This window comes from Micromonospora sp. WMMC241, from assembly GCF_027460165.1.
Taxonomy (GTDB): Bacteria; Actinomycetota; Actinomycetes; order Mycobacteriales; family Micromonosporaceae; genus Micromonospora; species Micromonospora humi.
In genome coordinates this window covers 5,121,939-5,141,122 of the sequence record NZ_JAPZBF010000001.1, presented here as the reverse complement: position 1 = coordinate 5,141,122, position 19,184 = coordinate 5,121,939, and the positions used below count along the sequence as shown (strand labels likewise).

Annotated in this window: 13 protein-coding genes; 6 read left to right on the top strand and 7 right to left on the bottom strand. The window is 72.9% G+C overall.

What is annotated here, in order from left to right; all coding sequences use genetic code 11:
• Positions 1-12 precede the first annotated feature (12 nt).
• Both O7598_RS23160 and O7598_RS23155 read right to left on the bottom strand, forming a co-directional pair.
• Positions 13-1,188, bottom strand: a complete 1,176-nt coding sequence (locus O7598_RS23160) for a PQQ-dependent sugar dehydrogenase (protein ID WP_269693387.1) — start codon at positions 1,186-1,188, stop codon at positions 13-15.
• 57 nt (positions 1,189-1,245) lie between these two features.
• A complete protein-coding gene (locus O7598_RS23155; RefSeq protein WP_269693386.1) occupies positions 1,246-3,054 on the bottom strand; it encodes a SpoIIE family protein phosphatase in 1,809 nt (602 codons plus the stop codon).
• Positions 3,055-3,197: 143 nt separating this feature from the next.
• Here O7598_RS23155 and O7598_RS23150 point away from each other — a divergent pair, with 143 nt between their 5' ends.
• Entirely contained in the window at positions 3,198-4,124 is a 927-nt protein-coding gene (locus O7598_RS23150) for a 2-hydroxyacid dehydrogenase (RefSeq protein ID WP_269693385.1), read from the top strand.
• Here O7598_RS23150 and O7598_RS23145 read toward each other — a convergent pair.
• Entirely contained in the window at positions 4,118-4,522 is a 405-nt protein-coding gene (locus tag O7598_RS23145; protein WP_269693384.1) for a PH domain-containing protein, read from the bottom strand. The two genes, O7598_RS23150 and O7598_RS23145, sit on opposite strands and share 7 nt — an antisense overlap.
• A 455-nt stretch (positions 4,523-4,977) precedes the next feature.
• On the opposite strand from O7598_RS23145, the gene O7598_RS23140 reads away from it, so the two are divergent.
• Positions 4,978-7,356 (top strand): putative bifunctional diguanylate cyclase/phosphodiesterase, encoded by a 2,379-nt coding sequence (locus O7598_RS23140; protein WP_442929935.1) that lies wholly within the window; start codon positions 4,978-4,980, stop codon positions 7,354-7,356.
• 18 nt (positions 7,357-7,374) lie between these two features.
• On the opposite strand, the gene O7598_RS23135 is transcribed toward O7598_RS23140, so the two are convergent.
• Positions 7,375-8,394, bottom strand: coding sequence for a LacI family DNA-binding transcriptional regulator (locus O7598_RS23135; protein WP_269693382.1), 1,020 nt, complete (start codon positions 8,392-8,394; stop codon positions 7,375-7,377).
• A gap of 384 nt (positions 8,395-8,778) precedes the next feature.
• On the opposite strand from O7598_RS23135, the gene O7598_RS23130 reads away from it, so the two are divergent.
• From O7598_RS23130 to O7598_RS23115, 4 genes are all read left to right on the top strand, one after another.
• Positions 8,779-10,062, top strand: coding sequence for an ABC transporter substrate-binding protein (locus O7598_RS23130; protein ID WP_269693381.1), 1,284 nt, complete (start codon positions 8,779-8,781; stop codon positions 10,060-10,062).
• 82 nt (positions 10,063-10,144) lie between these two features.
• Entirely contained in the window at positions 10,145-11,158 is a 1,014-nt protein-coding gene (locus O7598_RS23125; RefSeq protein ID WP_269693380.1) for a carbohydrate ABC transporter permease, read from the top strand.
• A 41-nt stretch (positions 11,159-11,199) separates the two neighbouring features.
• Positions 11,200-12,042 (top strand): carbohydrate ABC transporter permease, encoded by an 843-nt coding sequence (locus O7598_RS23120; RefSeq protein WP_269694953.1) that lies wholly within the window; start codon positions 11,200-11,202, stop codon positions 12,040-12,042.
• Positions 12,039-14,483, top strand: coding sequence for a glycoside hydrolase family 2 protein (locus O7598_RS23115; protein WP_269693379.1), 2,445 nt, complete (start codon positions 12,039-12,041; stop codon positions 14,481-14,483). The genes O7598_RS23120 and O7598_RS23115 overlap by 4 nt, the downstream gene beginning before the upstream one ends.
• Before the next feature lie 328 nt (positions 14,484-14,811).
• On the opposite strand, the gene O7598_RS23110 is transcribed toward O7598_RS23115, so the two are convergent.
• The 3 genes from O7598_RS23110 to ilvD form a co-directional block, all read right to left on the bottom strand.
• Positions 14,812-16,290, bottom strand: coding sequence for a stress response protein (locus tag O7598_RS23110; protein ID WP_269693378.1), 1,479 nt, complete (start codon positions 16,288-16,290; stop codon positions 14,812-14,814).
• 216 nt (positions 16,291-16,506) lie between these two features.
• Entirely contained in the window at positions 16,507-17,232 is a 726-nt protein-coding gene (locus O7598_RS23105; protein ID WP_269693377.1) for a hypothetical protein, read from the bottom strand.
• A 75-nt stretch (positions 17,233-17,307) separates the two neighbouring features.
• On the bottom strand, positions 17,308-19,155 hold the full coding sequence (ilvD, locus tag O7598_RS23100; RefSeq protein WP_269693376.1) for a dihydroxy-acid dehydratase: 1,848 nt from the start codon (positions 19,153-19,155) through the stop codon (positions 17,308-17,310).
• Between the last annotated feature and the right edge of the window lie 29 nt (positions 19,156-19,184).

Below are 19,184 nucleotides of genomic sequence, written 5' to 3'. Positions count from 1 at the left end.
GCCGGAAGTGGATCAGCTCCGGCCGGCGCCGCCGTCCGCGAAGACCAGCCGCAGGATCCGGTCGTCCTCGGCGGCCGGCTTGCCCCGACCGTCCCGGTTCGAGGTGCTCACCCAGATCGAGCCGTCCGGCGCCACGGCGGCGGCGCGCAGCCGACCGTAGCGGCCGGTGAGCAGCTCGCGCGGCTGGCCGAGGACGGTCCCGTTGCCGGCCAGCTCGACCAGCCACAGCCGCTGCCCGCGCAGGCAGGCGGTGACCAGCAGCCGGTCCACCGCCGCCAGGCCGGAGCAGGAGGCGTCGGAGGTGCGCCACTGCACGATCGGGTTCACGTAGCGCTTGTCGTCGCCACGCCCCTCGACCTGTGGCCAACCGTAATTGCCGCCCTGGTTGATCTGGTTGATCTCGTCCCAGGTGTTCTGGCCGAACTCCACGGCGTACATCCGCTTCTCCGGCGTCCAGGCGAAGCCCTGCACGTTGCGGTGCCCCGACGACCACACCGGGGAACCGGCGGTCGGGTTGCCCGGTGCCGGCTTGCCGTCCGGTGTGATCCGCAGGATCTTGCCGCCGAGGCTCTTCGGGTCCTGCGCGTTAGCGGTCTGCCCGGCGTCGCCGGTGCTCACGTAGAGGAAACCGTCCGGGCCGAAGCCCAACCCGCCGCCGTCGTGGTTGCCGGCTTTGGGGATGCCGGTGAGGATCGGCGTCGGGGTCTGGCCGAGCTGCAGCTTCGCGACCCGGTTGTCGTCCTGCGCGGTGTAGTAGACGAAGATCGTGCGGTCGCGCGCGTAGGCCGGGGAGACGGCGATGCCGAGCAGACCGCCCTCACCGCCGGACGCCACGCCCGGCACCGTCTGCACCGGTCGCACCGCGAGCCCGTCCGCCCCGGACTCGGGGCCGACCTGGAGGATGCGCCCGCTGTCACGCTCGGTGACCAGTGCCGCGCCGTCGGGCAGGAACGCGATGGCCCACGGCACCTCGAGACCCTTCGCCAGCACCGTGGCCACCACCTGCTGACCGGCCCCGCCGGGGCTGGCCGTGTTGGACGGCGACGGCAGGTTGGGCGGCTCGCCGGCCGGGTCCGGCTCGGGCTCGCCGAGGGTACAGCCGGCGGTGCCCAGCAGCAGCGCCGCGCAGGACGCCGCCAGCGCCGTCCGGAGGCGGCGGGCGCGGGGGTACGACAGACGCGGGCTCACCCGGCCCAGCCTAGCCGGACACGACGGCGAACCGGCCGGCTCGGCGGTGCGGCGCGTTCAGCCGGCGCGCAGGGCGAGCACGGCGACGTCGTCCTCCCGGCGGTCCGCGGCGGTGAGCAGCCGGTCGCAGAGGGCGGCGAGCGGGACGGTGGGCCCGGCCGCGGCGATCCGCTCCAGCAGCTCCGCCTGGCCCTCGTCGATCGGCTGGTCCCGGCGTTCGATCAGCCCGTCGGTGTGCAGCAGCAGCGTGTCGCCCGGGGCGAGGGTCAGCGTCCGGCCGGTGCGCCGGGGCGGGCGGGCCAGGCCGAGCAGCGGGCCCCGTCCCCGCGCCACCGCCACCGTGCCGTCGGCGCGGAGCAGCAACGGCGGTGGGTGCCCGGCGTTGCACCAGTGCACCCGCAGCCCGCCGTCGTCCGGGCGGACCCGGGCCAGCACGGCGGTGGCGACAGTGGGCACCCGCAGCCCGCCGATGGCCCGGTCGAGGTTCGCCACCAGCGCCTCGACCGGGTCGTCCCGCCCGTACGCGTTGCCGCGGACCAGGTTGCGCAGCTGGCCCATGGTGGCCGCGGCCTCGATGTCGTGCCCGGCGACGTCACCGATCGCGGCGATCAGCTCGCCGTCGGGCTGGACGAAGGCGTCGTACCAGTCGCCGCCGACCTCGACCCGGTCCGCGGCCGGCAGGTACCGGGCGGCCAACTCGATCCCGGGGACCACCGGCAGCACCGGCAGCATGCTGTGCTGGAGCACCTCCGCGACGTGCCGCTGCTCGCCGTAGAGCCGGCTGTTGCCGACCGCCTGGCCGGCCCGTACGCCGATGTCCTGCGCGGTCCGCAGGTCGCTCGCGTCGAAGCCACGCCGGCCGGGCCGGTTGACGAGCGTGACCGCGCCGATCACCCGGTCGCCGACGGCGGCGGTGATGGGCACGGTCAGGTGGGAGCTGATGCCGAGCCGGTCCGCCAGCGGCACCAGCTCCGGGCGGGTGGTGCCGCGCGCCACGTCGTCGATGCCGGCGGCGCCACGCATCACCGGCCGGCCGGTCCGCAGCACCGACCGGATCAGCGACTCCGGGCCGAGCCCGGTGACCAGCAGTTGGGCGAAGCGCGCCAGGTCGGCGTCGCACTCGGGGTCCCGGTGCGCGCCGGAGACCCCGCGCGGCCGGCCGGCCGGGTCGACCAGCGTGATCAGGCACCAGTCGGCGAGCAGCGGCACCATGGCGTGGGCGAGGCGGTCGACCGCGGTGCTCACGTCGAGCGTGCCGCCGAGCAGCTCGCTCATCCCGGCCAGCATGGCGAGCCGGTCGTGCGCCTCCTCGGCACGGCGTCGGGCCTGCTCCGCGCTGCGTACCGCGATCCGCAGCCGCAGCTCCGAGGAGCAGGCGGCGGCCAGGTCGGCGAGCGTCCGCAGCTGTTCCTTGCTCCAGGCGCGGGGCTTGCTGTCGATCGCGCAGAGCGAGCCGAGCACCCGTCCGTCCAGGTCGGTCAGCGGCATTCCGGCGTACGCCACCACGCCCAGGTCCTCGATGGCGAGGTTCAGCCGCACCCGCGGGTAGAGCCGGGCGTCGGGCAGCACCATCGGTGCCTCGATGTCGACGACGTGCTGGCAGAACGAGTGGCTGAGCGGGGTCTCCCGGCGGCCCGCCCAGGGCTGCGGCAGCCCGGTCTCGCCGGGGAAGAACTGGCGGTCCGCGTCGACCAGGGAGACCAGCGCGACAGGCACGTCGAGCAGGTCACTGACCAGGCGTGCGAACCGGTCGAACGCCTCGTCCGGCACCGCGTCGAGGCGGGTCTCGTCGAGGGAGCGCAGCCGGTCGGGATCGGTCAGCGCCGGGATCGGCGCCGCCTTCCGCTCCGGGTCGTCCTCGCTCATCGCCACCCGTCCTCAGTACCGGCGGGCGCCGGCCGGCGTCCCGCTCCCGATTAAACCCTGTCGCACGTGTGTCCGACCCGCGGCGGGGCGTTCGTCACGGTCGACGCGCCGCCGACCTGCGGGTACGGATATCGTCGGCGGTCGTGAAGGCATGGATCCCGCACCCCGCCGGCCGCCGGCTCCTCGGCGAGCTTCCCCCCGACGTCACCGTGGAGCTGCTGGAGGACCCGGCCCGGCTCCCGTCCGCCCCGGGCGGGGTGCGGTTCTGGGTGCCGCCGTTCCTGTCCGGCCCGGATGCCGGCACTCTCCTGGCCGAGCTGCCGGACGTCGAGGTGGTGCAGCTCCTCTCCGCCGGCGCGGACGCGTGGGTGGGACGCGTCCCGGCGGGCGTGACGCTCTGCGACGCCCGGGGCGTGCACGACTCGGCCACCGCCGAGTGGGTGGTCGCCGCGATCCTGTCGGCGCTGCGCGGGTTCGCGCCGCTGGCCCGCGCCCAGGCCCGCCGGGAGTGGGCGTACGACGAGGTCGCGCCGACCGACGAGCTGGCCGGGAAGCGGGTGCTGATCGTCGGCGCCGGATCGATCGGCGCGGCGGTGCGGGCCCGGCTCGCCCCGTTCGAGGTGAGCTTCACCCTGGTCGCCCGCACGCCGCGCCCGGACGAGGGGGTGCACGGGGTGGCGGAGCTGCTGGCGCTGCTGCCGGCGGCGGACGTGGTGGTGCTGCTGGTGCCGCTCACCGAGCAGACCCGGGGCCTGGTCGACGAGCGTTTCCTCGCCGCGATGCCGGACGGCGCGCTGTTGGTGAACGCCGCGCGAGGGCCGGTGGCCAGCACCCCGGCACTGGTCGCCGAGCTGGAGTCGGGGCGGCTGCGAGCCGCGCTGGACGTCACCGACCCGGAGCCGCTGCCGGCCGACCATCCCCTGTGGGAGCTGCCGAACGTGCTGCTCACGCCGCACGTCGCCGGCTCGGTACGCGGCCTGCTGCCGCGCGCGTACCGGCTGGTGGGGGAGCAGCTGCGTCGCTTCGTGGCCGGCGAGGAGCTGACGAACCGGGTGACCGACGGCTACTGACCCTCGTCGGGCCGCGCCGGACCGGTGCCGTACCCGGGCAGATCCTGGCCGGCGGCGGCGACCAGCCGGGGCAGGTCGGTGGCGCGTACCGCCGGCAGCGCCAGCACCTGACCGTCGTCGAGCCGGGCGACCGCCCGCCCACGGGGATCACCGCCCAGCTCCACCACCCGGGTCCAGGGCACCCGGCGCTGCCCGGCGAGCGCGCGCAGCCGCAGTTCCCGGGGATCGGCGTCGGTGCCGGCCCGCCAGGTCCAGACCCCGACCGCGAGCGGGACGAGCAGCACCCAGAGGAGCCACCAGCGGGCGGTGGCCAGCGGCAGCGCGCCGATGAAGGCGACGATCGCGGCGGCCAGGATGGCCTGGTTGTGACGGAAACGGACGGTGTCGGCGCGGCTCACCCTCCGATGATCGCATCCGGCCAGGTCAAGTTCCCCTCCGGGCGACCCGCGCCGCGTCGTCGTTGCCGAGCTCGGCAGCAGAATCCCGAGATCTTGGTACCGGACGGCCCTTCCGGGGGCCATTGCGTACCAAGATCTCGCGGGGCCCCGGAATGCGGAACGGACATGCTGCCCCGACGAGCGCTGCGCGGTCGCCTGTGACACACGTCACTAGCCGTGTTGCGTAACCGGTTGCTTCCGGGATCGTTCTTAGGCATGGCCGCAGCGATCCCCGCCGATGCGACCGTGACGCCCCGACGACCCCGCGCCGCAACCGCACCGCCCCGTGCCCCCTCACGAAGGCGACCGCCGTGCCCGTCACCCCTCCCACCGGTCCCCGCCGGTGGCTCGCACCGCCCGACCTCGCCGTCTCGCTAGCCGGCGCGCTCTTCCTGCTGGCCGGCGTCGCCGGGCTCATGCCCGGCCCCGCTGCCGCAGCGCTCGCCGTCGCCGGTGGCTGCGCCCTCGCCTGCGTCCGGCTCGCCTGGCTGGCCGGCGTCCCACCCGCGCCGTCCCCGCCGCCGCACGCCGCCCCGGCCTCGGAGCGGCCCGCACCCGCCCCGACGCCGTACGCCGCAACGGCGCCGGAGTACGCCGGGACGGCGCCGGAGCACGCCGGGACGGCACCGGAGCGCCGGGCGTCGTCGACGCCCTGCACGCCCTCGGGGCGCCCGGCGCCCTCCCCGACGCCTCGCGCCGGTTCCGGGCCGGGCCGCCGTGCGCCGGACGGGCCGCCCGGCCGGGCGGGTGGGGGCGCGACCGGGCGGCAGGCCCGGAGGGTGGCGTTGTCACGCCGGGTCGCCGCGATCCTCGACGCCGCAGTCCTGGTCGCCGGCCTCACCGTCGCGGTGTTGCCGCTCAGCGATCCGGCGCACCGGCTGCCGGTCGCGCTGGGCGGGCTGGGCCTGGCCGGGTCACTGCACGCCGCGGCCCTGCTCCGCCTGCCCGGCCGGTCCCGGCTGCCCGGGCGGGAGCGGCTGCGTCGTACCGTCGACGTGCTCGCGCTCGGCGTCAGCCTGGTCTTCGCCGGCTGGATGCTGCTGCCCGCCGGCCCGGTGCCGCCGGCCGCGCTGATCGCCAGCGTGGGCGGGGCGGTGACGCTGGCCGTGCTCACGATGGCGGCGCTCGCCGAGCGCCACCGGCGGCCGGGAGCCGCGCGCTGCCACGCCGGGGCCGGCCTCACGCTGGGCGGGTTGGCGTTGCTCGTGGTGCTGCTGGCGTACCACGCGCCGGACCGGGCGCTGTCGGCCGTCGCGCCGCCGGTGCTGGCCGGCGCGCTGCTCACCGCGGCCGGCGCGCGGCGCACCTCGGCCGGGGAGCGACCGCACCACGGCGCCGCGCCGGCTGCCTGGCCGCGCCTCACCGCGCCCGCCGGGATCGCGGCCGTGGCCGCCGGGGTGCATCTGGGTACGGCGGGGGAGTTCAGCCCGGCGGCGATGGCCCTCGGGCTGTCGGTCATCCCGCCGATCATGGTGGGTGAGCTGCTCGCCGCCGCCGACCAGCGTCGCCGGGTCGAGCGGCTGGTCGCCAGCGAGGCATGGCTGCGGCGCGTCGTCGGCGCGGGCGGCGAGACCGGTGAGCCGGCGCCGCTGACCCGGGCCGAACTGGTCCGGGCGCTGCCCCTGCGCAGCGGCGGCGCGCTGCTCGTGGTGGACCTGCACGGCGACGACGCGACGGCGCCGGACGGGCCGGTGCCGGCCGAGGTGCAGCGGCGGCTGCGTGCCGGCTGCGGGCCGCACGACCTGGTCGCCCGGTTCAACGACACCGGGTACGCGGTGCTCACCGACGTCGGGCCGGTGCCCGCGTACGCGCTGGGCATCCGGTTGCTGGCGGCGCTGGCCGAGCCGTACGCCCGGCCGGGCGGGGTGACCCGGCTCCGGGTGAGCATCGGGCTGGCCGAGACCACCGGGGGCGATCCGGAGGACGTGCTGCGCCAGGCCGACCTGGCCCGTAGGCGGGCGGTGCAGCTCGGCCGGGACCGGGTCGAGTGGTACGACGCCTACCTGGAGGAGCAACTGGTCCGCCGGCTCGACCTGGAGCGGGAGCTGCCCGGCGCGGTGGCGCGCGGCGAGCTGGACCTCGTCTACCAGCCGGTGGTGGCGCTGGCCGACCGGATGCCGGCGGGCACCGAGGCGCTGCTGCGCTGGCGCAGCCCGGTGCTGGGCACGGTGCTGCCGGCGGAACTGCTGCCGGTGGCGACCGACCTCGACCTGCTGGGGGAGGTCGGGTGGTGGGTGGTGGACCGGGCCTGCCGGCAGCTCGCCGCCTGGTCGGAGGGGGGCCGTGAGCTGTGGATGGCGGTCAACGTCACCCCGCGGGAGCTGGCCGCGAAGGACTTCGTGGCGCGGACCGCGACCGCGCTGGCGGCGTACGACGTGCCGCCGGAGCGGCTGGTGGTGGAGGTGGCCGAGCCGGCGGTCGGGGCGGAGCTGTCCACGGTGGTGGCTCGTCTCGCCGGCCTGCGGTCGCTCGGCGTCCGCACCGCGCTGGACGACTTCCGGGCCGAGCACGCCTCACTGGCCCAGCTCCGCCGGCTGCCGATCGATCTGCTCAAGGTGGGTCCGAACCTGGTGGCGCCCGGCGCCGACGGGCAGCGCCCGCTGATCGACGTGGTGGCGAACCTGGGCGACCGGCTGGGTGTGGAGGTGGTGGTGGAAGGGCTGGAGTCGGACGGTCAGGTGGCCGGGGCGCGGCAGGCCGGCTGCCGGTACGGGCAGGGCTTCGCGCTGGCCCGGCCGGCGACCGCGGAGCGGGTCGAGGCGTGGTTCGAGGAGTTCCCCTCGGCGTCGAGGTGAGGTGGTCCCTTAACCGGTTCAGTGAACCCGCGGCGGGGCGGTGCTGCCGCGCGGCGTGAGGTGGGCGGTCTCGTCCTGCACGCCGGTCACCTCCTCGCCGGCGATCACCGCGAGGAGTTGCCGGGCGGCGTGTGCGCCGTACGCCGGGATGTCCCGGCCCAGCGCGGTCAACGGCGGGTGCACGAGCTGGCAGAGCGGCGAGTCGTCCCACGCCACGATGGACAGGTCGCCGGGGACGGCGAGCCCCATCTCCTGGGCCACGGAGAGGCCGGCGATGGCCATCACGTCGTTGTCGTAGATCACCGCGGTCGGCCGCCGGGCGGAGCTGAGCAGCCGGCGGGTGGCCCGCGCCCCCTCCTCGCCGGTGTAGTCGGACCAGACCGTGCTCGCCTCGTCCAGCCCGAGCCGCCGGCACACGTCGGTGAACGCGTCGGTGCGGATCTCGGTGTGCAGCAGCGAGGGCAGCCCGCCGACCCGGGCGATCCGCCGGTGCCCGAGCGCGACCAGGTACTCCACCGTCTCGACCAGGGCCGCCGCGTCGTCGGACCAGACGCTGGCCAGGCCACCGGTGTGCCCGGGACCGCCGATCACCACCGCGGGCAGTTGCAGTTCCTCCAGCGCGGGCACCCGCCGGTCGTCGGTGCGCAGGTCGCAGACGAAGACGCCGTCCACCCGGCGCTCGGCCCACCAGCGTCGGTAGACCGCGATCTCGGCCTCCTGGTCGGTGACCACCTGGAGGGTCAGCGCGTACGAGCGGGCCGACAGCTCGGACTCGACGCCGCTGATCAGCTCCATGAAGAACGGCTCGATGCCCAGTATCCGGGCGGGCCGGCACAGTGCCAGCCCGACCGCCTTGGCGGTGGCGCCGGAGAGCGCCCGGGCGGCGCTGCTCGGGCTGAACCCGATCTCGGCGGCGATCGCGAGGATGCGCTGGCGGGTCGCCTCGGAGACGCCGGGTTGTCCGTTCAGCGCGTACGAAACCGCGCCCTTGGAGACCCCGGCGCGCCGGGCGACGTCGGCGATGGTCGGCCGCTTCACCGAAGCGTTCCTCCACTGTGTCCGGCCCTCGCGGGCGCTTCTCGGCCGCCGGGGTGCCGGCGGTGAGTGACGCTACTGCACCCGCCCCGGCGCGCGGTCGGCGCGGCGGGGGCGGAGGAACTGAACCGCACAGTTCGTCACTGGTGCGGTTCAGCGTACGGGGAACCCGGATCCTGTCCAGTGCCCACCCGCTCCCGATTCTGCTCAGGAAAGCGCTCCACCACGCATGGTCGCGCTCCCAGAAGCGTCCCAGGGTTACGGGACGGCCTCGCTGTTAACCGGCCGTTGACAGTGCTGGGGGTGAACCGTACGGTGGCCTCACTTATCCGGTTCAGTCAACGTCTCTCGATCTCGGGAGCGTTCCCATTTGGCGCGGAGGATGACATGAAACGGTCCTGGACGCACTGGGCGCGCACGGCCGCCGTCGGTGCCGTCAGCCTGGTCATGATCGCTGCCTGCAGCGGCAGGAGCACCACCGGCGGCTCGGACGCGGCCGACGGTCAGGTCACATTGAAGATCAATTTCTGGGGCGACTTCGGCCTGCAGGACCTCAAGACGAAGTACGAGGCCGAGCACAAGAACGTCAAGATCCAGCTCAACTCGGGCGAGTACAACGCCCAGCACGAGGACCTGCAGAAGAAGCTCGTCGCCGGCAACGGCGCGCCGGACATCGCGGCGATCGACGAGGGCTTCATGGTCCAGTTCCGCAGCCAGTCCGACAAGTTCGTCAACCTGCTCGACAAGGGCGCCGGCTCGTACGAGAGCAAGTACCTGCCCTGGAAGTGGAAGCAGTCGCTGTCCGCCGACGGCAAGACGCAGATCGGCCTCGGCACCGACGTCGGCGGCCTGGCCATGTGCTACCGCACCGACCTGTTCAAGGCCGCCGGCCTGCCCACCGAGCGCGACCAGGTCTCCGCGCTCTGGCCCACCTGGGACAAGTTCCTCGAGGTCGGCCAGCAGTACACCGGCAAGACCAAGAAGAAGTTCCTCGACGCCGGCACCAACCTGTTCAACCCGATCCTCGGGCAGCAGCAGGTCGGCTTCTACAACGACCAGGAACAGCTCCAGATGCAGCAGGGCCCGAAGGTCGCCTTCGACTACACGGTCAAGGCCGTCGACCAGGGGCTCTCCGCCAACCTGGTCAGCTTCCAGGCCGACTGGGACAAGGGCTTCACCAGCGGTGCGTTCGCGGTGCTCGCCTGCCCGGCGTGGATGCTCGGCCACATCAAGGACACCGCGCCCGGCACCCAGGGCAAGTGGGACATCGCCGCGGTCCCCGGCGGCGGCGGCAACTGGGGCGGCTCGTTCCTGACCATCCCCAAGCAGGGCAAGAACGTCGACGAGGCGTACAAGCTGCTGGAGTGGCTGGTCGCGCCGGAGCAGCAGATCGAGATCTTCAAGAAGGTCGGCAACCTGCCCTCCCAGCCGGCGCTCTACGCCGACCCGGCCATCGCCGACTTCAAGAACCCGTTCTTCAACAACGCCCCGGTCGGGCAGATCTTCCCGAAGATGGCGCAGGGCCTCACCCCGCAGTACCTGGGCAAGAAGAACGGCCCCACCCGGGTCGCGGTGGAGAACGTGATCCGGCGGGTGGAGAACAAGTCGCTGAAGCCGGACGCCGCCTGGAACGAGGCGGTCAAGGAGGCCGACAAGGCCGCCAAGTCCTGACGCACCACAGGTGCCGGAGCGGGACCCGACCCGCTCCGGCGCCGCCGCACCCGCCCACCCTCCTCGGCTCTGGAGTGATCCGATGTCCAGCACCCGTGCCGCGCCCGCGCCGCCGAGCCGCCGACCCGCGCCGGAGCGCGGCCGTCCCGGGGCCGACGACCGGCGGCTGACCTGGCGCAACCGGCTGTACCGCTTCGACATGCGCTACATGCCGTACCTCATGATCGCGCCGTTCTTCCTGATCTTCCTCGTGTTCGGGCTCTTCCCGCTGCTGTTCAACGCGGTGGTCTCGCTGCGCAACTACCGGCTCGACGACCCGACGCTGCCCTACTGGGCCGGGTTCGAGAACTTCAGCCGGCTGGTCGCCGACGAGGACTTCTGGAACGCGCTCTACAACACGTTCGGCATCTTCCTGCTCTCCACCGTGCCGCAACTGCTGCTCGCTCTGGTGGTCGCCTCGCTGCTCAACCGGCAACTGAGGGCGCAGACCTGGTGGCGGGTCGGCGTGCTGCTGCCGTACGTGACGCCGATCGTGGCCTCGACGATGGTGTTCAGCGTCTTCTTCTCCCGCGACTTCGGCATGGCCAACTGGGTGCTCGGGCTGCTCGGCATCGGCGGCGCGGACGACCCGATCGACTGGCGGGCCGACAAGCTGCACGCCTGGATCGCCGTCGCCACCATGGTCAACTGGAAGTGGATCGGCTACAACGCGTTGCTCTACCTGGCCGCCATGCAGTCCATCCCGCGCGACGTCTACGAGGCCGCGGCGATCGACGGCGCCGGCCAGTGGAAGCAGCTCTGGCGGATCACCGTCCCGATGATCCAGCCGGTGGTGCTGTTCACCGTGATCCTCTCCACCATCGGCGGGCTGCAGCTGTTCACCGAGCCGATGCTCTTCGACCTCAACGCCCAGGCCGCCACCGGCGGACCCAACGGCGAGTGGCAGACCATCGCCCAGCTCATCTACAAGGTCGGCTGGAAGGACCTCAACCTCGGCTACGCCGCCGCCATGTCCTGGGCGCTGTTCCTGATCATCCTGGTCGTCGCCGGCGTCAACTACCTGCTGACGAACCGTCTCTCGGGAGGTCGTAAATGAGTGCCATCGCCGCCCCGCCGGCCCGGCGCAAGCGACGCCCGATGGCCCGGGCACCGCAGGACACCCCGGCCGGCCTCTGGACCTACCTGCTGCTCGCGGTCAGCATGCTCTTCGCCGCCTTCCCGCTCTACTGGATGTTCGTCATCGCCACCAGCAACGACGAGGCGCTGGCGAAGCTCCCCCCGGCGATCGTCCCGAGCGACCGCTTCCTCACCAACGTCGACGAGGTCTTCTCACTCCAGGACGTCTACTTCGCCGCCTCGCTCGTCAACAGCGTCATCGTCTCGACAGTGGTGACCGCCTCGGTGCTGTTCTTCTGCTCGCTGGCCGGATTCGCGTTCGCCAAGCTGCGCTTCAAGGGCAGCAACGCGCTGATGCTCTTCGTGGTGCTCACGCTCACCGTGCCCAACCAGCTCGGCATCGTCGCGCTCTACATCGTGATGGGCAAGCTCGGCTGGAACGGCACCCTGCTCGCGGTCATCGCCCCCGGCCTGGTCACCGCGTTCGGCGTGTTCTACATGCGGCAGTTCATCGTGAACACCGTCCCGGACGAGCTGGTCGAGGCGGCCCGGGTCGACGGCGCGACGACCATGCGGGTGTACGCGACCATCGTGCTGCCCGCGATCCGTCCGGCCCTCGCGGTGCTCGGCCTGCTCACGTTCGTGGCCACCTGGAACGACTTCCAGTGGCCGTTGATCACGCTGAGCGGCACCGACTTCCCCACCTCCATGGTCGCGGTCTCCGACCTGGCCAGCGGCAACTACGTGATCTACCGGCGGGTGCTGGCCGGCGCGTTCATCGCCACCATCCCCCTGCTGCTCATGCTGTTCATCGGTGGACGTCAGATCGTCCGCGGAATCATGGAAGGCGCGGTGAAGTCGTGAGCCGTTCCACGCTGCTGCACGAGGGTTGGACGCTGCGGGCCGAGCCCGGCCCGCAGGTGCCGCCGGAGATCGCCGGGATCGAGGTGCCGGCGACCGTGCCCGGATGCGTGCACACCGACCTGCTCGCGGCCGGCCTCATCCCCGACCCGTACCTCGACGACAACGAGAACCGGCTCACCTGGATCGGGCGCACCGACTGGGTCTACCGGACCACGTTCGACCGGCAGCCCGGCGACGGCGTCGACCGGGTCGACCTGGCCTGCGCCGGCCTGGACACGGTCGCCACCATCACGCTCAACGGTGTCGAGGTGGGGCACACCGAGAACCAGCACCGCGGCTACCGGTTCGACGTCCGGTCGCTGTTGCTGCCCGGCGAGAACACCCTGGCCGTACGCTTCGACTCGCCCTACCGCTACGCGGAGGCGCACCGGGACCGACTCGGCGACCGGCCCAACGCGTACCCGGAGCCCTTCCACTTCATCCGCAAGACCGCCTGCAACTTCGGCTGGGACTGGGGACCGGCGGTGGTCACCGCCGGCATCTGGCAGCGGATCGGCCTGCACGCCTGGTCCACCGCCCGGCTCGCCGGCGTCCGGCCGCTGGTCACGGTCGAAGGCGGCGTCGGCCGGGTGGAGCTGCACGTCGACGTGGAGCGGGCCGGCGACGAGCCGCTGACCGTCCGCGCCACCGTCGCCGGCGTCGCCGCCGACGTCACCGTGCCGGCGGGGGAGCGGGCCGCCGTGCTCACGCTCACCGTGCCCGACCCGGAGCTGTGGTGGCCGGTCGGCCACGGCGACCAGCCGCTGCACGACCTCGACGTCACGCTGCATGCCGCCGACGGCCGGGAGCTGGACACCGCGTCCCGCCGGATCGGCTTCCGCTCGGTCCGCCTCGACACCACGCCCGACGCCCACGGCACCCCGTTCACGCTGCACGTCAACGACGTGCCGATCTTCGTCAAGGGCATCAACTGGATCCCCGACGACGCGTTTCCCAACCGGGTCACCCGGGCCCGCCTGGCCGAGCGGTTCGGCCAGGCGGTCGAGGCGAACATCAACCTGCTGCGGATCTGGGGCGGTGGCCGCTACGAGTCGGACGACTTCTACCAGCTGGCCGACGAACTCGGCCTGCTGGTGCAGCAGGACTTCCTGTTCGCCTGCGCGGCCTACCCGGAGGAGGAGCCGTTCCGCGGTGAGGTCGAGGCGGAGGCGCGGGAGCAGGTGGCCCGACTCGCCGGCCACCCGTCGCTGGTGCTCTGGACCGGCAACAACGAGAACATCTGGGGCTGGCACGACTGGGACTGGCAGGAGCCGCTAGCCGGCCGCACCTGGGGACGCGGCTACTACCTGGAGCTGCTGCCCGCGATCGTCGGCGAGCTGGATCCCACCACGCCCTACTGGCCGGGCAGCCCGTGGTCCGGCCGCGAGGACCTCCACCCCAACGACCCGGCCCACGGCACCATGCACATCTGGGACGTCTGGAACGACGACGACTACACCAAGTACCGCGAGTACGTGCCGCGCTTCGTCGCCGAGTTCGGCTACCAGGCGCCACCCGCGTACGCGACGCTGCGCCGGTCCATCTCCGACGAGCCGCTCGCGCACGACTCGCCCGGCATGGCCCACCACCAGAAGGCCATCGACGGGGACCTGAAACTCCAGCGCGGGCTCGACGCGCACCTGCCGCCGCCCGCCGACTTCGACGACTGGCACTACTACACCCAGCTCAACCAGGCCCGCGCCATCCAGCTCGGCGTCGAGCACTTCCGCTCACACCGCCCGATCTGCATGGGCACCATCGTCTGGCAGCTCAACGACTGCTGGCCGGTCACCTCCTGGGCCGCCGTCGACGGCGACGGCCGGCGCAAACCCCTCTGGTACGCGCTGCGCCGCGCCTACGCCGACCGGCTGCTCACCGTGCAGCCGCGCGACGGTGGGCTGGCACTGGTCGCGGTGAACGAGACCGCCGAGGCGTGGACCGCGCCGGCCACCGTCACCCGGCTCACCCTCGCCGGGGAGCCGAGGGCGAAGACCTCGGTCGACCTCGATGTCCCGGCGTACTCCTCGGTGGTGCTGGCGCTGCCGGCGGAGCTGGCGCGGCCGGACGAGGGCCGCCGCGAGCTGCTGGTCGCGGAGGCCGGCGACACCGCGGAGCGCGCGCTGTGGTTCTACGCCGAGGACCGCGACGTCGATTGGCCGGCGGCGGAGTGGGAGGCGACGGTCGAGCCGGCGGACGGCGGCCAGCGGGTCCGGGTGACCGCGCGGACGGTGCTGCGCGACCTGACGCTGTTCCCCGACCGGCTGGACCCGTCCGCCCAGGTCGACGCGGCGCTGGTGACGCTGTTGCCGGGGGAGAGCGCCGTCTTCACGGTGCACGCCGCGGCTGCGCTGGACACGACGGCGCTGACGAGCCGCCCCGTGCTCCGCTGCGTGAACATGTAAGGCGGGGCCCCCGCTTAACGCATTCTGCATAGGCGGGGGCCCCTGTTAACACTCCGGTTCGGGCGGAGCGGGGCGGGTATCAGCTATGGCATGACTGATCCGGTGGAGCTTTCCGAGGAACACGCCGGGGGCGCCGACCCCGAGCACACGCCGCCCGACGTTCCGCGCGCCGATCCAGACGCCCCGCAGGCGTGGCCCCGCGAGGCCGGTGTGCCCGTGGACGGCACCGACCCGGCTGAGCAGGACCGGACCACGAGTCCGAACGGACGATGATTCGGTCACCCACCGCCTCTCCTTCCTCTGGAGGCAGCGCGAGGAGGGGCGGTGCTCACTCCTCAGACCGGATGTGCGACCCGTGGCTGACCGGCGCCTCGGAAGGGGTGTCGAACTCCGGGCTGTCCTGGGAGGAGATCGCGGTGGAAACCAGACTGGCGGCGACCGGTTGGACCGGCGTGACATCGTCCGGCGTACGCAGGCGCGGCGGCGCGGGCATCCACGGCTTGAGATTCTGGATGATCTGCTCGTAGAAGTCGTCGATGGCGTGCAGGACGGAGTCGATGAAGGAACCCCGTCCGGTTCCACGCTTGCTTCCTGCCGCTGCACTCTGGGCGACCCGGAAGGCCCGCAGCTCGCGCGCGGGGTCGGCGATCAGCGCCGTGGGCTCGGCGCGGACCTGGCGTAGGAGGTCGGTCGCGCCACCGCCCCGGGCGTGCATGGCGAACGCCTCGATCCGCACCGTCTCCGGCGCGTCCCTCAGTTGGCGGATCAGCCAGTTCACCCTGGTGGTCGGTCGACCGGTGCGCGGGGCGTCCACATCGACGTGGCAGACGATCTGCCCGGCCCGCAGGTCGGCCGTCACGTGGAGGTTTCCGACCGCGCCCGGAATCCTGATGCTGCCGGTCAGGGTTCCGGTGGTGACGAGCTGACTGACCAGTGACTGGCTGCGTGCGGCCGGGTCGGCGAGATCACGGCGGCTCAGCGCGGGCGTGACGTCGGTGCCCAGTTGCCGGCCGAGACGCAGGCAGGCGTAGCGGATCAAAGCGTCGAAGCGGCCGGAAACCTCACCTGCGCCGCTGTCGCCGGCCCGCAGCGTTCCAGCCGACACCCCGTCGCGTACCTGCACCCAGGCTGGGCCCATGTCGCTGAACTCCAGCGCGCCCGAGCGGGGGTGTTCGAGGTATCGGATCAGCTCGCCCAGGATCCACGCCTGGTCCGGGTCGGCGACGCCGCGGTACTCCTTCTGGACCACCGCCTGGGTGAGGATCTCCGTCCAGGGCAGGTGGTAGAGCGCGACCTTACGAAGCTTTCGGCGATCGATCGCGGTCGGATGCTGGCCCGGGACGGGAGCGATCTCGTTGGAGATCGTGATGAGCGCATCGAAACCCTGCTCCCGGGCGATGTCCAGGTACGCCTCCAACTGCTCGGTCTTCAGCGCGTTGCTGCCAGTCTTCACCTCGACGAGTGCGGTCCACTGCCGCTGACCCCTGGTGACGCGGATGAGGCCGTCCGGGAAGAGCTGCTGGTTGCCGAGCTTGAATGGGACCTCGATGAAGGTCTGAACCGTGCCGGCCGGTGCGCCGAAGGACTGGGTCAGGACCCGTCCGAACTCCCGGACCGCGCTCATCACCGCCAGCAGGGCGGAGGTCGCCCGTCGCTCCTGTTCGTCGGCGCCGTTGATGCCGGATGTGGGGATCAGGCGGGCGGCGAGCCAGGTCTCCTCAGACATGCAATGACTCCTCGTGAAGGCGGTGGTACGAGAAGTTACCTGCGGGCCGGGTCGGAAAGTGGCGTGACCATTAGCGCACACGCCCGGAAAGAGTTGCCCGGTCGGGTATCCCGTAGGGCATTCGGCCCGATCCGATTGTCGGACGGAGAGCTTGACGTCATCGGTTCGGTCCGTACGAGGTTTGTCCGTCAGATTGGCGACTGCGCGGCGAGTGGAACGTCGTGGGTGTCAGGCTGAAACAGCGACACCCACGGCGCTCCACTGAGTCGAGGCTTCGAGTACGTCGCGTAAGGAGTGCTAGTTGGGCAGGGCGGCGAGGCCGGCGAGCAGTTCCCAGCGCTCCGCCTCGGTGAGCGCCACGTACGCCGGCTCGTCGCGACGGTCGGTGTCGGCCTCGATCGCGGCGCGTTCCGGCCCGTCCGGCAGCGCGCGGATCCCGTCGGCGGTCAGGCCGGCGGCCCGCCACGCGGCCCGGTGCGCGTCCGCGCGGTGGTGTCGCAGCGAGCCCAGCCGGGTGACCAGCAGCAGCGCGGGCGACGCGTCGTCCGGCTCGTACGGCGGGGACATGGCGTGGAACGCCGGCCCGCCGCTGGCCTGCCCGTGCGCCAGCACCCGGCCGACCAGCTCCACCAGCCGGGGCACGATGCTCAGGCCGGGCAGCACCCCGGGCAACATCGCCCACTTCTCCTCGGCGGCCTCGCCGGTGGCCCGCTGGGCGAACAGGGCCAACTCCCGGCCCAGCTCGGTCAGGTGCCAGGCCCCCTCGTCGTCGCGGACGAAGATGCCCTGCTTCAACTCCCGGCTCATGTCACCGTCGGTGTAGACCAGGCCGTCGGCGAGCGCCTCGGCGGGCACCGGCCGGGCCAGCACGCCGGAGAAGAAGCTGTTCTCGGCGCCGAGGTCGCAGCCGCGTTCGGCGTAGAACGCCTCCATCCGGGGCCGGGCCGCCCAGCGGGCGCCCACGTAGACCCGGTCGATCGCCGGTCGGACCAGTCGCGCGTAACTCACCGTCGTCGTCTCCACGCCGCCGGACCCTACCGGGGCGGGTGTTAAAAGGGGGCCCCGCCTATACCTGAGGCGTTAAGCGGGGGCCCCTCCTTACTCCGGGACGCGGCGGTAGGCGCCGTCGCTGGCGGAGGTGGCCATCGAGGCGTACGCGCGCAGCGCCGCGGAGACCGGGCGCTGGCGGTCGGTCGGGGTGTACGGGCGGTCGCGCTTCTCCTCGGCCACCCGCCGCGCGGTCAGCTCGTCGGCCGGCACGTTCAGCTCGATGGAGCGGCCCGGGATGTCGATGACGATCTCGTCGCCGTCGCGCACCAGCGCGATCAGCCCGCCGGCGGCGGCCTCCGGTGAGGCGTGCCCGATGGAGAGGCCCGAGGTGCCGCCGGAGAACCGGCCGTCGGTGAGCAGCGCGCAGGAGCGGCCCAGGCCGCGGCCCTTGAGGAACGAGGTGGGGTAGAGCATCTCCTGCATGCCGGGGCCGCCCTTGGGGCCCTCGTAGCGGATCACCACCACGTCGCCGGCGACGACCTGCTTGGCGAGGATCGCGGTCACCGCGTCGTCCTGCGACTCGTAGACCTTCGCCGGCCCGCGGAAGGTGAGGCACTCCTCGGGCACCCCGGCGGTCTTCACCACGCAGCCGTCCGGCGCCAGGTTGCCGTGCAGGATGGCCAGGCCGCCGTCGGCGCTGTAGGCGTGTTCCCGGTCGCGGATGCAGCCGCCGGCCGCGTCGGTGTCCAGCGACGACCAGCGGTTGGTGGTGGAGAACGGCTCGGTGGTGCGCACCCCGCCCGGCGCGGCGTGGAACAGCTCGACGGCCTCTCGCGTGGCCTTGCCGCCCCGGACGTCCCAGTCGGCGAGCCACCGGTCCAGGTCGGGGGAGTGCACCGCGCGCACGTCGCGGTGGAGCAGGCCGGCGCGGTCCAGTTCGCCGAGGATGGCCGGGATGCCGCCGGCCCGGTGCACGTCCTCCATGTGGTAGTTCGGCGAGTTCGGGGCGACCTTGGCCAGGCACGGCACCCGCCGGGAGACGGCGTCGATGTCGGCCACGTCGAAGTCCAGTTCCGCCTCGCGGGCGGCGGCGAGCAGGTGCAGGATCGTGTTCGTCGAGCCGCCCATGGCGACGTCGAGGGCGACCGCGTTCTCGAACGCCGAGCGGCCGGCGATCGCGCGGGGCAGCACCGAGGCGTCGTCCTCGTCGTACCAGCGCTTGGCGATCTCCACGGCGGTGCGGCCGGCCTCGACGAAGAGCGACCGGCGGGCGGCGTGGGTGGCGAGCGTCGACCCGTTGCCGGGCAGCGCCAGGCCGATCGCCTCGGTGAGGCAGTTCATCGAGTTGGCGGTGAACATGCCGGAGCAGGAGCCGCAGGTCGGGCACGCGGAGCGTTCGATCTCGCCGAGCTGGTCGTCGGTGACCGCCTCGTTCGAGGAGGCGATCATGGCGTCGATCAGGTCGATCTTGGAGTGGACGACGCCCTCGATGGCCACCGTCTTGCCGGCCTCCATCGGGCCGCCGGAGACGAAGACGGTCGGGATGTTCAGCCGCAGCGCGGCGAGCAGCATGCCGGGGGTGATCTTGTCGCAGTTGGAGATGCAGACCAGGGCGTCCGCGCAGTGCGCGTTGACCATGTATTCCACCGCGTCGGCGATCAGCTCCCGGCTGGGCAGCGAGTAGAGCATGCCGCCGTGGCCCATGGCGATGCCGTCGTCCACGGCGATCGTGTTGAACTCCCGGCCCACGCCGCCGGCCTCGGCCACCGCGTCGGCGACCAGGCCGCCGAGGTCCTTCAGGTGGACATGACCGGGTACGAACTGGGTGAAACTGTTGGCGATGGCGACGATCGGCTTGCCGAAGTCGTCGTCGGTCATCCCGGTGGCCCGCCAGAGGGCCCGGGCGCCGGCCATCGTCCGACCATGGGTGGATGTCCTCGACCGCAGCTCAGGCATGGGTACCAGTCTTACACCGCCGGACCGGC

Coding starts and splice junctions, on each gene's coding strand:
- O7598_RS23155 (WP_269693386.1), bottom strand. CDS start 3,054: ATGAGCGAGGACGACCCGGAGCGGAAGGCGGCGCCGATCCCGGCGCTG.
- O7598_RS23120 (WP_269694953.1), top strand. CDS start 11,200: ATGGCCCGGGCACCGCAGGACACCCCGGCCGGCCTCTGGACCTACCTG.
- ilvD (WP_269693376.1), bottom strand. CDS start 19,155: ATGCCTGAGCTGCGGTCGAGGACATCCACCCATGGTCGGACGATGGCC.
- O7598_RS23140 (WP_442929935.1), top strand. CDS start 4,978: ATGCCCGGCCCCGCTGCCGCAGCGCTCGCCGTCGCCGGTGGCTGCGCC.
- O7598_RS23130 (WP_269693381.1), top strand. CDS start 8,779: ATGAAACGGTCCTGGACGCACTGGGCGCGCACGGCCGCCGTCGGTGCC.
- O7598_RS23125 (WP_269693380.1), top strand. CDS start 10,145: ATGTCCAGCACCCGTGCCGCGCCCGCGCCGCCGAGCCGCCGACCCGCG.